This is a genomic window from Micromonospora sp. LHW51205, from assembly GCF_003315815.1.
Classification (GTDB): domain Bacteria; phylum Actinomycetota; class Actinomycetes; order Mycobacteriales; family Micromonosporaceae; genus Micromonospora; species Micromonospora chalcea.
Map to the genome: position 1 here is coordinate 114,549 of NZ_QMEZ01000007.1, position 13,232 is coordinate 127,780.

Consider the following 13,232-nt stretch of genomic DNA (forward strand, 5'->3'; position numbering starts at 1 on the left):
CCGGGCCGGTCAGCGCCCGTCGACCAGCGCCAGCGCCCGCTGCCGGGGCAGGTCCGCGCCCCCGGCGTACGCGGTGGCGAACGCCGCCTCACCCAGGTGTTCCCGCAGCTCGACGGCGGTGGGTGTGCCGGCCGGGGCGTCGGCCGCGCCGGTGCCCGCCAGCAGCGCCGCCGCCGCGCCCAGCAGCCGGGCCGCCGACTCGGGGTCGCCGTCGCGCAGCAGCGGCCCGGCCAGCCCGTCCGCGGCGGCGGCCACCACCGGCACGTCCCACACACCGACGCCGGCGGTGAGGACCTGCCGGTAGTGGGCGCGGGCCGTAGCCGGGTCGCCGGTGGCGTCGGCGAGCTGCCCGAGCGTCACCAGCGCCGCGAGCCGCACCACATCGGCGCCGAACCAGCCCGACGGGCACTGCGCGACCGCCCGTTCGCACAACGCCCGCGCGCGCCGCGGGTCGCCGTCGCGGCGGGCGATCTCGCCGAGCCCCAGGTACGCGGCGGCGACCAGCTCCGGCGCGCCGGCCGGACCGGCGATGCGCCGCACCCGCCGGAAGTCCTCGGCCGCGCCGGTCAGGTCACCGGCGGCGAGCCTCCCGTCGGCGCGGGTCCGCAGCAGCTCCGCCAGGTCCAGGGTGGAGCCGAGCTGCTCGGCCAGCTCCAGCGCCTCGGCCATCGGCGCGGCCGCCGACGCGACGTCACCGGTGCGGTAGGCGGCCTCGGCGCGGGTGGACAGCGTCACGATCATGCCCCAGCGGTCGTCGAGCGCCCGGAAACCGGCCAGCGCGCCGTCGAGGTCGGCGTGGGCCTGGGCGTGACGGCCGTGCAGCAGACCGACCATCGCGGTGCCCAGCAGGCCCAGCGCCCGGCTCCACGGGTCGGCGCCGAGCAGCCGGTCCCGGACGGCCCGCTCGTGCAGCGCCGCCGCGTCCTGCGGCGACGGGGGCCCGCTGGCCATGCCGGACAGGTAGAGCAGGAACGGATGCCGGGGCGGCCGGGCCATGGTCCACAGGATCCGCGACGCGGCGTCGACCTCGCTGCGGTCGCCGCCGCCGGCGAGCGTGGCGATCAGCAAGGCCAGCGCGTACTCCTCGGCCAGGCCGTCGGGCGGGCCGCCGAGCCGGTCGACAAGCCGCCGGGCCGGCGCCGCGCCCTCCCCACGCAGGCCCCGCAGCCACCAGTAGAACGCCAGCGCCGCGACCAGCCGCAGCCCGGTCGCGGTGTCCGCGTGGCGCAGCGCCGCGTGCAGGTCGTCGCGGGCGGCGTCGAGGCGGCGCAGCCACCGCTCCTGGCCGCCGCCGCGCAGGCCCGCGTCGCCGGCCTGCGCCAGACCCAGGAAGTACGCGGCGTGCGCGTCGCGGATCCGCCCGGTCTCGCCGTGCTCGGCCAGCCGGGCGGCGGTGAACTCGCGGATCGTCTCCAGCATCCGGTAGCGCCCGCCGGTGGCCTCCACCAGCGACTTGTCGATCAGGCCGGTGAGGGTGTCCAGGACGTCGGCGGCGTCCGGGCCGCACACCGCCTGCACGGCGGCCAGGTCGGCGGCGCCGGCGAACACGCTCATCCGGGCGGCCAGCCGCCGCTCCGGGGCGTCGAGCAGGTCCCAGCTCCACCCCACCACCGCCTCCAGCGTGCGGTGGCGGGGCGCGGCGGCGCGGTCGCCGCGGCGCAGCAGCCGGAACCGGTCGTCCAGGCGGGCCGCGACCTGCGTCACCGGCAGGGCCCGCAGCCGCGCCGCGGCCAGCTCCAGGGCCAGCGGCAGCCCGTCGAGGGTACGGCAGATCCGCAGCACCGCCGGGGTGGTGTCGGCGTCGAGGGTGAACCCGGGCGCCACGTCGGCGGCCCGGTCGGCGAACAGCCGCACCGCCGGGTACGCGGCCGCCGTCTCCGGTGCGCTCGGCGCGTCCGGTACGGCCAGGCCACCGACCGGGCACAGTGCCTCACCGGTGAGGCCCAGCGGCTCCCGGCTGGTGGCCAGCACCCGCAGCCCGGGAGCGGCGGCGAGCAGCCGGGCGGCCAGCCGGGCCGCGTCGTCGATCACGTGCTCGCAGTTGTCCAGCACCAGCAGCAGACGCCGGCCGGCCAGCGCCGCCACCAGCCGGTCGGTGAGGTCCCGGGGCCCGCCCGGGGCCCGCAGCCCGGCGTCGCGCAGGTCCAGCGAGGTCAGCACCGCCGGCGCCACAGGCGAGCCGGGCGCGACAGCGGCCAGCTCCACCAGGCACACCGGCCCGTCGTGCCGGGACGCCGCGGTGGTGGCCAGCCGGGTCTTCCCGGCGCCGCCGGGGCCGTGCAACGTCACCAGCCGCGCCGAGGCCAGCAGCTCCTCGACGCGCCGCAACTCCCGTTCCCGGCCGACGAAGCTGGTCAGCGGGGCGGGCAGCCGCGCCGGCGGCGCGGGGTCGTCGCGCAGCAGCGTGGCGTGCAACGCGACCAGCTCCGCCGACGGGTCGGCGCCCAGCTCCTCGGCCAGCACGCGGCGCGCGTCGGCGTACGCGGCGAGGGCCTCGGCGCGGCTGCCCGCGCCGTGCAGGGCGCGCATCAGTAAACCGTGCAGCCGCTCCCGCAGCGGATGCGCCGCCACCAGGGTCCGCAGCTCGGCGATCAGCGGCGCCCCGGGCGGCGCGAGCGCCAGGTCCGCCTCGACCCGGTCCTCGATCGCCGCCAGGCGCAGCTCGCGCAGCCGGGCCGCCTCGACGTCGGCGAACGGCGCCCCGGCGACATCCGCGAGGGGTTCACCGCGCCACAGGTCCAGCGCGTCGCGCAGCAGCGCCGCCGCGCCGCGCGGATCACCGTCGGCCAGCGCCGCCCGTCCCGCCCCGGCCAGCCGGGTGAACCGGTGCACATCCACCCGCTGCGGGTCGACGGCCAGCCGGTAACCGGCCGGACCGAACTCGATGCGCGCCCCGGGCAGCAGCCGCCGCAGCCGCGACACCTGCGACTGCAACGCGTTCGCGGCCTGCTCCGGCGGCCGGTCGCCGTAGACGCCGTCGATGAGCCGCCGCGGCGGCACCGTGCGGTCGGCGTCGAGCAGCAGCAGCACCAGCAGGGCACGCAGCCGCTCACCGGCGACCGGGAGCGCGCTGCCGTCGGCCGCGTACGCCTGGGTCGCGCCGAGCACACCGAACCGCATGGGCCCGATTGTCGCCTGTCGCCGGTACCGCCCACACTCCCCACCCGCCGGTCACAGGTGACGCCGGCGCCATTCGGACTGCTCCCGCTCGGCGGCGACCTGCTCGTCCAACGCGGTCCGGCGCACCTGACGACGCCACGGGTCACCCGCGCGCAGACCGAACAGCACCAGGAAGACGCTGACCGCCGCCAGGATCGCCAGAGCGGCCACCACCGGCAGCCGGCCCGCCCACGGCAGCCCCACCGCCAGCACGAGCACCACACAGGTGGCGACCGCCGGAATCCGTTGGGTCGCCCGCACCGCCAGCGCCAGCAGTCCCAACATGTAGATGACCACCCCGGCGAACAGCACCCGGCTGTCCAGCTCGGCGGCGTGTTCCCACCAGGGATCGCCGTGCGGGTGGGAGATGACGGTGAGGTAGCGCTTGAGCCCGAGGGCGAACAGGATGATCCCGGTGATCAGCGGCAGGTGCAGGTAGGCGTAGGCGTCGCGGGCGAGCGCCGCTCGTGCCCGGACGTCGCGGGTGCGATGCAGCCGCTGCTCCAGCGCGGGTGCCAGAGTGTCGAAGTACAGCCACCACAGGGACGCGATGATGGTGACGCCGAGCACCGACGCCACGATCACCGGCCACGTGGCCGGCAAGCCGGCGCTCAGCTTCGGTCCCAGCCCGAGCGAAATGATCGACTCGCCGAGCGCGATGAGCAGGATCAGCGCGTATCGCTCGGCCCAGTGGGCGGCGGACACGACTGTCAGCCCGGCGCTGGGGGCGAGGCCCCCGGAGGTGTACTCGACGCAGACCGCGGCCAGCCACAGCGCCAGCGGCAGCCACCTCGCCCATGGCTGCTGGGGTGACTCGGGCAGTGCCTTGGTGGCGAGGATCAACGCCACGCTGGTCAGCGGTGGGAGACCGAGGCGCAGGGCGGTCCGTCCGCGGCGGCTGCTGCGGGCCAGGAACACCAGCACCTGGGCCGCCCGGATGATGAGGTAGCAGCAGGCGAACAAGACCAGACCGGGCGGACCGGACTGCTGCTGCGCCTGCTCCTCGGCGAACGCCGACGGTGTGCTCAGCGTCAGCACGAACAGCGCGGCCACCGTCACCGAGCCGACAAGCGGCATCACCCCCTGGTCGGTGCGGACGACGTTGCCCAGGGCGGCGAAGGACACCCAGCACCACCACAGCAGCAACAGCAACAGCAGTCCCGCCAGCAACGACCTGCCGCTCAGGGTTTCGGAGAGGACGTTCGTGACGTTCAGGAACGCGAACACGAACACCAGGTCGTAGAACAACTCCACCCGGGTGACGCGCGAGCCGGGCGCGGTCGGCAGGACACGACCCCGTCCCCGCTCAGCGTTCATGCTGCCGAGCATGGCAGCGGGCCCCGCCCACCGAGGCGCAGTTGCCCGATCGGTGGCGCAGGGGCGCGGGCCGACGGCCGGTACGGGCGGGTAGCCTTCGGCCCGTGATCGTGGGGAGAAGCCGGTGACGACGCTGGAGCAGGAGCAGTCGCGCACCGTCGCCGACGGGGCGCGTCCCCTGCCGCTGACGCTGGCCGTGCCGGCCGCCGTACTGGCCGGGGTGGCGCTGCTGCTGGCGTTCCCGCCGTACGGGATGTGGCCGCTCGCCCCGGTCGGGGTGGCGTTGCTGGCGGCCGCCGCGCACCGGCGGCGGTTGCGGGCCGGCGCCGGGCTGGGTTTCCTCACCGGGGTGGCTCTGTTCGCGCCGCTGCTGGAGTGGACGAACCTGCACACCGGCTACCTGCCGTGGGCGCTGCTGTCGCTGCTGCAGGCCGCCTACCTGGCGCTGCTGGGCGCCGCCACCGCCTGGGTGTCGCCGCTGGCCGACCGGCACCGGGCGGCATGGCCGCTGCTCACCGGCGTGTTGTGGGTGGGGCAGGAGGCGCTGCGTGACCGGACCCCGTTCGGCGGGTTCCCGTGGGGGCGGCTGGCGTTCAGCCAGGACACGTCGCCGATGCTGCGGCTGGCCGCGCTCGGCGGCGCGCCGCTGGTCACGTTCGCGGTAGCGGTCGCCGGTGGGATCCTCGTCGCGGTGGCGTGGCGGGACTGGCGTCGCGCGCCCGGGCAGTGGCGGCCGGTGGCCGGGCTCACCGCCGGGCTGGTCGCGCTGCTCGCCGCCGGCCCGGCCGTGCCCGCCGAGGTACGCGGCGCGGACGGCACCGTCACCGTCGCGATCGTGCAGGGCAACGTGCCGCGCCTCGGGCTGGACTTCAACGCGCAGCGGCAGGCGGTGCTCAACAACCACGTCGACGCCACGCTGGAACTGGCCGAACGGGTCACCGAGGGCGGGCAGCCCCGCCCCGACCTGGTGGTGTGGCCGGAGAACTCCAGCGACATCGACCCGCTGCGCAACCCGGCCGCGGGGGAACGGATCGGGCAGGCCGCCGACGCGATCGGCGCGCCGATCCTGGTCGGCGCGGTGCTCGCCGGCCCGGAGGCGGGGCAGGTGCGCAACGTGGGGCTGCTGTGGCGGCCCGGCACGGGCGTCGACCTGGACCAGACGTACGTCAAGCGGCATCCGGTGCCGTTCGCCGAGTACGTGCCGCTGCGATCCGTCGCCCGCATGGTCAGCTCGCAGGTCGACCGGGTCAGCTCCGACTTCGTCCCCGGTGACCGGCCCGGCGTGGTCGACGCGGGCGCGGCGGTCCTCGGCGACGTGATCTGCTTCGAGGTCGCCTACGACGGGATCGTCCGGGACACCGTGACCGGCGGCGCGCAGCTGCTGGTGGTGCAGACGAACAACGCCACGTTCGACGTGGCCGAGGCCCGCCAGCAGCTGGCCATGGTGCGGTTGCGGGCGGTGGAGCACGGCCGGGCCGCGTTGATGGCCTCCACGGTCGGGGTGTCCGGGTTCGTTACCCCCGACGGGCGGGTAGACGGTGTGACCGGGTTCAACACCGCCGCGGTGGTGGTGCGGCAGATGGAACTCGGCAACGGGCGTACCCCGGCGACCACGGCCGGGGTGTGGCCGGAGGTGGCGCTCACGGCGCTGGCGGTCGCGGCCCTGGCCGGCGCGGCCGTGCTGCGCCGGCGCCGGGAGGTCGCTCCCGGCTGAGCCGACGAGCGGGAGGCGGTGCGACGGTGGCGGTGACAGCCGACAGGCGGACGGCCGGCCACCCCGGGGTGGGGCGGGTCCTGGTGGTCATCCCCACCTACAACGAGGCCGACAACGTCGAACGGATCGTCGCCCGGGTACGCGCGGCGGCGCCGGGGGTGGACGTGCTCGTCGCCGACGACAACAGCCCCGACGGCACCGGCGCGATCGCGAACCGGCTCTCCGGGGACGACCCGCGGGTGCACGTGCTGCACCGCGAAGGCAAGGAAGGGCTCGGCGCGGCCTACCTGGCCGGTTTCGCCTGGGCCCGCGCACGCGGCTACGACGCCGTGGTGGAGATGGACGCCGACGGCTCGCACGCGCCGGAGGACCTGCCGGCGCTGCTGGACGCCGCCCGCGACGCCGACGTGGTGATCGGCTCCCGGTGGACGCGCGGCGCGCGGGTGCTGAACTGGCCGTGGCAGCGGCTGCTGCTGTCGCGGGTCGGCAACCTGTACGCGCGGCTCGCGCTGGGCATGCCGGTCAGCGACGCCACCGGCGGCTACCGGGTGTACCGGCGCAGCGCGCTGGACGCCATCGACCTGGACTCGGTGCGCTCCCAGGGGTACGCCTTCCAGGTCGAGCTGTCCCGGCTGGCGCACCGAGCCGGGGTACGCATCGTGGAGGTGCCGATCACGTTCGCCGAGCGGGAACACGGCGACAGCAAGATGAGCCCGCTGATCGTGGTCGAGGCGCTGTGGCGGGTCACCCGGTGGGGAGTGCGGGACCGTTTGGCGACCGCGTCCGCCCGCCCGGACGCGCTCGCCCGCTGGCCTTGAGCCGAGGCGTGTCATGCTTGAGGGGCGTGATGACCCCGGGCGGATGAGGTGAGATGCGCCGAGGACTGAAGTACGTACCCCCGGCCCTGCTGCTGTTGGCGCTGCTGGAGCTGACCGTTTTCGTGCTGGTCGGCCGGGCTGTCGGGTTCGGCGCGGCGGTGCTGCTGGTGTTCGGCGCGTCCCTGCTGGGGCTGGTGCTGCTGCGCCGCGAGGGCATGCGGGCGTGGCGCGGATTCCGCGCGGCGGCGCAGGCCGGCCGTCCACCGGGCCCCGAGGTGACCGACGGGCTGGTCGGGCTGCTGGGTGCGCTGCTGCTGGCGATGCCGGGCCTGGTCAGCGGCGTGGTGGGCCTGCTGTTGCTGCTGCCGCCGATGCGCCGGCTGGCCGGTGGCGGGGTGCGCCGGGCCACCGAGCGGCGGGTGTCGTCGATGGTCGCCGGTGACCTGTTCGGGCCACGGCGGGTACGGGTGTACCGGGGCGCGCCGCAGCCGACCCCGCAGCCCACACCGTCACCGTCGCCGGGTCCCGCGCCGACGCCCCAGCCGGTCACCGACCCGGGCAAGGCCATTGAGGGCGAGATCGTAGACCGCTGACGCGCTGCGCTGCGCCCACGCGGTGCCACGCCATCGGCCTTGATCGACTCCACTTCGCCGAGGTGGTGGCATCAGACCGCGCCCGACCTCGCCACCACCCCGAACTGGCGGCCCGTCCACAGACCCGGCACCCCGGTTTGCCCGCATGCGGCGGATCGGCCGCCCACGGTCTCCCCACCCGCCCCATGATCGACGCCACTTCGGGGAGGTGGCGGTATCAAGGCACCTGCGATACCGCCACCTCCCCGAAGTGGCGACCGCGCCCCGCCCGGGCAACGGAAACGCCCCCGGGTGACCCGGGGGCGTTTTCGGTCATGCGGGAGATGCTCAGGCGCGACCGCGACGGGTCCGGACCTCCTGGAGCCGCTCGGCGAGGATGTCCTCCAGCTCGGCGATCGAGCGCCGCTCCAGCAGCATGTCCCAGTGGGTACGCGGCGGCTTGGCCTTCTTCTGCTCCGGCTCGGTGCCGTCGACCAGGCGGGCGACGCTGCCGTCGAACTTGCACTCCCAGGTCGTCGGGACCTCGGCGTCGACGGCGAACGGCACCTCGAACTGGTGGCCCTTGGCGCAGAGGTACTCGCGGGTCTGGCGCGGCGCGAGCTCCGTGTTGCGGTCGGATTCGTAGCTGACCGCGCCCAGCCGGCTACCGCGCAGCATGCGCTCGCCCATGATCGACTTCCCCTCGTCCGTGGTGCTGGTCTTCAGGTGTAACGGCCGGTCACCGTTCGCCCATTCCCCACCCACGTCGGCAGGGCCGTACGCGGGTCGGAAGAACCAAGGGTAACCGGCCATGACAGCTGCCCGGCGGGGTCGTCCCCGGCCGGGCCGAATCGGTGGAGTGTTTCGCCTGTCAATGGGGATGTTACCCACCTGTTTGCGTGCCGGAGGTGACGATGAGCAGTGACGCGCCGGTCGGGGCCCGGCCACCCGCGGGCAAGACCTTCTTCGGTCATCCCCGTGCGCTGTCCACGCTCTTCCTCACCGAGATGTGGGAGCGGTTCAGCTTCTACGGCATGCGGGCGATCCTGGTGCTGTACCTGACCGCCGCGGTCGCCGACGGCGGACTCGACATCGGTGAGTCCAGCGCCAACGCCGTGTACGGCACCTACAACGCCATGGTCTACCTGATGGCCCTGCCCGGTGGCTGGGTGGCGGACCGGCTGATCGGCGCGCGACGCAGTGTGCTGTGGGGCGGCGTGGTGATCGCCGCCGGCCACTACGTGATGGCGATCCCGACCGGGTGGAGCGTGTTCGCCGGCATGGCGCTGATCGTGCTCGGCACCGGCCTGCTCAAACCGAACATCTCCACCATGGTCGGTGACCTGTACGAGCGGGACTCGCCGCGCCGCGACGCCGGGTTCTCGATCTTCTACATGGGCATCAACCTGGGCGCGTTCATCGCGCCGCTGATCACCGGCTTCCTCGGCGAGAAGATCAACTGGCATCTGGGGTTCGGCGCGGCAGCGGTCGGCATGACCTTCGGCGTACTCCAGTACGTGCTGGGCCGGCGCAACCTCGGCGACGCCGGCGCCCGCCCGGCGGACCCACTGCTCGGCGCGGACCGGCGACGCGCGCTGACCCGCATCGGCGTGGCCACAGGGATTCTGCTCGCGGTGCTGCTGGTGCTGCTGCTGGCCGGCTGGTTCACCGTCGACACCGTGGTCAACCTGCTCACCGTGGTGACGGTGCTGGTGACGGTCGGCTACTTCGCGCGGATCCTCACCGACCGGGAGATCAGCGGCACCGAACGCAGCCGCATGAAGGCGTACGTGTGGCTGTTCGTGTTCGCCGCCTCCTTCTGGCTCATCTACGACCAGGCCGGATCGGTGCTGAACATCTTCGCCGCCGACCAGACCGACCGCTCGGTGGGCGGGTTCACCTTCCCGGCGTCGTGGCTGCAGTCGGTGAACCCGATCCTGATCATCATCGGCGCGCCGCTGGCCGCCGCGCTGTGGCTCAAGCTCGGGCACCGGGTGTCCACGCCCACGAAGTTCGCGGTCGGCCTGGTGCTCAACGGTCTGTCGTTCGTGCTGATGGCCGCCGCCGCGCGGGCCGCCGTCGGCGGCGACCTGGTCTCACCGCTGTGGCTGGTCGCGGTGTACGCGATCCAGGTGGCCGGCGAGCTGTCGCTGAGCCCGGTCGGCCTGTCCGCCACCACCAAACTGGCCCCGGTCAAGTACGCCAGTCAGATGCTGGGCCTGTGGTTCCTCGCCACCGCCGTCGGCGACGCGATCGGCGGCCAGGTGGCCCGGCTGGCCGGCGCCTGGTCGCAGCCGGTGTACTTCCTGACCTTCGGGCTGGCCTCGGTGGTGCTGGGCCTGGCCGCGGTGATGTTCACCCGCCAGATCCGGACCCTGATGGCCGGCATCCACTGACCTGGCTCACACCGACGGAGTGGGCGGCAGTGGCAGCGGCAGGCCGGGCAGCCCGTCGATGCTGGTGGCGACGTGGTCCTTGCCGGCGAAGTACGCGCTCAGCGACGTGTCGTCCTCCCGGGCGAACCGGCGTTCGTGCAGGTCGCGGTCGGCGTCGTAGGTCATGAACGGCACCGCGTAGCCGCAGGTGTCGCGGATCAGCTCGGCGTGCGCCACGATGATCGCCCGCAGGCCGTGCGGGCCGGGGTCGATGTCGGGGAAGTGCCGCAGCAGGCCGGGCCAGCGCGGGTCGTCGCGGAACACCGGCTCGCCGCGCCCGTGCACCCGCACGATGTTCGGCGGGCCGGCGAACGCGCACCACATCAGCGTGATCCGGCCGTTCTCCCGCAGGTGGGCGATGGTCTCGGCGTTGCTGCCGGCGAAGTCCAGATACGCCACCGTGTGCTCGTCGAGCACCGCGAAGCAGCCGCGCAGCCCTTTCGGGGACAGGTTGACGGTGCCGTCACCGGACAGCGGGGCGGTGGCGACGAAGAACATCGGCTGCGCCTCGATGAAGTCCCGCAGCCGGCCGTCGATGCGCTCGTATGTCTTTCCCATGCCCCGATCCTCGCCGCCGGCACGGGTCCGGCGCTGCCCCCTTCCCAGCCCGTGGCGGTCAGCCGGTGCGGGTGCCGAGCCGCGCCAGCGCCGTCGCCAGGTCACTGACCTGGTCGGCGAGCTGCCCGGCGCGCCGCTGCGCGGCGTCCCGGTCCGCCTCGATCACGGCCGTGCGCGCGGCCAGGTCGGCCGCCCGCGCCTCGGCGGCGCTCGCGGCACGCCGCACGTCGGCCAGCTCCGCGGCGAGCGCGTCCCGCTCGGCGGTACGGGCCGCGGCCTGCTCCACCGCGGCGGCCACATCGGCCCGGAACCGCTCGACGGCAGCGGCAGCCTCGGCGCGGACCGCCTCGATCGCCGCGCTCGCCTCGGCGCGGGCCCGCTCCAGCGCCGCCTCGGCGTCGGCACGTACCGCGTCGGCCCGGTCCCGCTCGGCGCGCGCCGCCCGCGCGGCGGTGGCCTCGGCGTCGGCGCGTTCGGCGTCGGTCCGCGCCGCGCGCTCGGCCTCGGTGGCCCGCCCTTGCGCGGCCTGCGCGTCGGCGCGCGCCCGGTCGGCGTCGGCGCGGGACTGTTCGGCCCGGTCCAGGGCCTCGGCGGCGGACCGGGTGGCCCGCTCGGCGTCGGCGCGGGCGGTGTCCCGTTCGGTGGTCAGCTCAGCGACGCGGCGGCGTTCGGCGTCGCGTTCGGCGCGTACCGTGCGCAGGTCGTGCCGGGCGGCGTCGCGGTCGCGTTCGGCCTGCACCCGCAGCGCCTGCGCCGCGCCCGCCTCGGCACGGGCCGCGTCGCGGGCGTCCTCGGCGGCGGCGACCCGCTCGGCGGCCGTCGCGGCCGCCGCCTCTGCCCGCTCGGCCCGGTCGGCGGCGGCGTCGCGTTCGGCGTACGCGGCGCGGGCCTGCTGCCGTTCGCGGGCCGCTGCCGCGGTCGCGTCCTCGGTCTCGCGGCGGGCCTCGTCGCGTTCGGCGTGCGCGGCCGCCACCTGCGCGGACGTCTCCGCGCGCAGCTCGGCGAGCTGGCGTTCCACACCCGCCGGGGACAGCTCGGCGTGCAGCGCCTCGGTGAGGGTCTCGACGATCTGGTCGAGCCGGTCCACCGCCTCCCAGGTGCGCGCCACCTGCCCGGGCAGGCCGGGGGAGTTGCGGTGACGCATCCGCGAGTTGCGCGCGGCCCGCTGGCAGGCGCCGTCGTTGTCCCGGCAGTAGCGGAACGGGCGGCCCGCGCCGACGCGCTGCGGCACGTCGCGTCCGCAGTGGGCGCAGGGTCGGGTGTCGGTGGCGGGCTCGGCGTCCATCGGGGGCGAAGTCTATCCGGCGGCGTCGGCGCGGGCCGCGCCGTCGAGGGTGTAGCGGCGCTGCAACAGCACCGCTACCACCATCACGGCGGCGGGCAGCAGCCCGAAGCCGTAGCGCAGCGCGTCCAGCGCGGCCGGGGACTGGGTCACGGTCTGCCCGGCGGTCGAGGCCACGAACCCGCCGGCGGTCAGGCACAGCGCGTACGCGTACGGGCCGAGCGCCGCGCCGGTGGCCTCGGTGGCGGTCCACACCCCGGTGTACGTGCCGGCCCGCTCGGCGCCGCCGCCCGCGCGGATCACGTCGGGCAGCATCGAGAACGGCAGCAACTGCATGCCGGCGAACGCCACCCCGAGCACCGCCACGGCGGCCACCAGCACCGGCAGTCCGGCGGGACGGCCGATCGCCAGCACCAGCGACCCGGCGGCGAACGCGGCCTGCGCGGCGAGCAGGGCGCGTTGCTTGCCGATCCGCCGCGCCACCGCCAGCCAGACCGGGGTCACCAGCAGCGCGGGCGCGACGAACGCGGCCACGAGCACTGTGGTGAGTCCGGGGCGGCCCAGCTCGTACTCGGCGTAGTAGGGCACGCCGGCCAGCACGAGGTGGGTGGTGGTGGACATGGCCAGGTATGCGCCGACCAGCCAGCGGAACTGCCGGTCCCGCAGGCTCGCGGCCAGCGCCCGCCACCCGCCCGGACCGTGCGGCGGGGCCGTGTCGGCGGCGGTACGGCGCAACCGGCCGATCCCGGCGACGCCGACCAGCATCGCGGCGAGCATCCCGGCCGCCAGCACCACGCCCATCAGCAGGTAACCGTCGCGGGTGGCGTCGTCGCCGCCGGCCAGCAGCGGCGCGAGCAGCCCGGAGACCAGGATGCCGAGCGTCAGCACCACCATCCGGAACGCCATCAGCCGGGTCCGCTCGTGGTAGCCGATCCGCAGATCGGCAGGGGTGGCCAGGTAGGGCACCTGGTACGCGGCGAACAGCAGGTTGCCGGCGACGAAGAACACCGCCACCCAGCCGGCCGCGGCGGCGCCGGTGAGGCCGCCGGGCACGGCGAACAGCGCGGCGAACGCCAGCGGCAGCGCGCACCCGGCCAGCAGCAGCCGTCGGCGGTGACCCCGGCGGGCCTGCTCGACGTCGCAGAGGTGCCCGATCCACGGGTGCAGCAGCACGTCGGCGATCTTCGGCAGCAGCAGGGTGAGCCCGGCCAGCCACGGGGCGACCGCCAGCACGTCGGTCAGGAAGTAGAGCAGCAGCAGCCCGGGCACTGTCACCCAGACGCCCATGCCGAGTGAGCCGGTGGCGAACCCGGCGAGCGGGCCGCGTGGCAGGGTGAGCGCGTCGGAGCGCTGATCCAGCCCGGTCATCGCGGCCTC

General features: G+C 75.3%; 10 protein-coding genes. 4 read left to right on the forward strand and 6 right to left on the reverse strand.

The window, feature by feature from the left end; translation table 11 throughout:
- Positions 1-9: 9 nt before the first annotated feature.
- Complete coding sequence (locus DQE82_RS24010; RefSeq protein ID WP_113974073.1) at positions 10-3,120, reverse strand: BTAD domain-containing putative transcriptional regulator; 3,111 nt, start codon at positions 3,118-3,120, stop codon at positions 10-12.
- A 51-nt stretch (positions 3,121-3,171) separates the two neighbouring features.
- Entirely contained in the window at positions 3,172-4,488 is a 1,317-nt protein-coding gene (locus tag DQE82_RS24015) for a low temperature requirement protein A (RefSeq protein ID WP_069089687.1), read from the reverse strand.
- Between the two features lie 112 nt (positions 4,489-4,600).
- On the opposite strand from DQE82_RS24015, the gene lnt reads away from it, so the two are divergent.
- From lnt to DQE82_RS24030, 3 genes are read left to right on the forward strand one after another with little or no spacing between them, the layout of a single operon-like run.
- Positions 4,601-6,190 (forward strand): apolipoprotein N-acyltransferase, encoded by a 1,590-nt coding sequence (gene lnt, locus DQE82_RS24020; protein ID WP_113974075.1) that lies wholly within the window; start codon positions 4,601-4,603, stop codon positions 6,188-6,190.
- Positions 6,191-6,216: 26 nt separating this feature from the next.
- Positions 6,217-7,008 carry a polyprenol monophosphomannose synthase gene (locus DQE82_RS24025; RefSeq protein ID WP_043324106.1) on the forward strand — a complete coding sequence of 264 codons (792 nt, stop codon included), beginning with the start codon at positions 6,217-6,219 and terminating at the stop codon, positions 7,006-7,008.
- A gap of 53 nt (positions 7,009-7,061) precedes the next feature.
- Positions 7,062-7,601: an FxsA family protein gene (locus tag DQE82_RS24030; RefSeq protein WP_043324104.1), complete on the forward strand. Its 540-nt coding sequence runs from the start codon at positions 7,062-7,064 to the stop codon at positions 7,599-7,601.
- Between the two features lie 327 nt (positions 7,602-7,928).
- Here DQE82_RS24030 and DQE82_RS24035 read toward each other — a convergent pair whose 3' ends face one another.
- The gene (locus DQE82_RS24035) at positions 7,929-8,270 is read right to left on the reverse strand and encodes an RNA polymerase-binding protein RbpA (protein ID WP_007070998.1); all 342 of its coding nucleotides are present in this window, start codon (positions 8,268-8,270) and stop codon (positions 7,929-7,931) included.
- A 224-nt stretch (positions 8,271-8,494) separates the two neighbouring features.
- Here DQE82_RS24035 and DQE82_RS24040 point away from each other — a divergent pair, with 224 nt between their 5' ends.
- Positions 8,495-9,976: a peptide MFS transporter gene (locus DQE82_RS24040; protein WP_043330143.1), complete on the forward strand. Its 1,482-nt coding sequence runs from the start codon at positions 8,495-8,497 to the stop codon at positions 9,974-9,976.
- A gap of 6 nt (positions 9,977-9,982) precedes the next feature.
- On the opposite strand, the gene DQE82_RS24045 is transcribed toward DQE82_RS24040, so the two are convergent.
- From DQE82_RS24045 to DQE82_RS24055, 3 genes are read right to left on the reverse strand one after another with little or no spacing between them, the layout of a single operon-like run.
- Positions 9,983-10,573: a pyridoxamine 5'-phosphate oxidase family protein gene (locus DQE82_RS24045; protein WP_043324102.1), complete on the reverse strand. Its 591-nt coding sequence runs from the start codon at positions 10,571-10,573 to the stop codon at positions 9,983-9,985.
- Positions 10,574-10,631: 58 nt separating this feature from the next.
- Positions 10,632-11,858 carry a hypothetical protein gene (locus DQE82_RS24050; RefSeq protein WP_064445992.1) on the reverse strand — a complete coding sequence of 409 codons (1,227 nt, stop codon included), beginning with the start codon at positions 11,856-11,858 and terminating at the stop codon, positions 10,632-10,634.
- Positions 11,859-11,870: 12 nt separating this feature from the next.
- Complete coding sequence (locus tag DQE82_RS24055) at positions 11,871-13,223, reverse strand: MFS transporter (RefSeq protein ID WP_064445991.1); 1,353 nt, start codon at positions 13,221-13,223, stop codon at positions 11,871-11,873.
- Positions 13,224-13,232 lie beyond the last annotated feature (9 nt).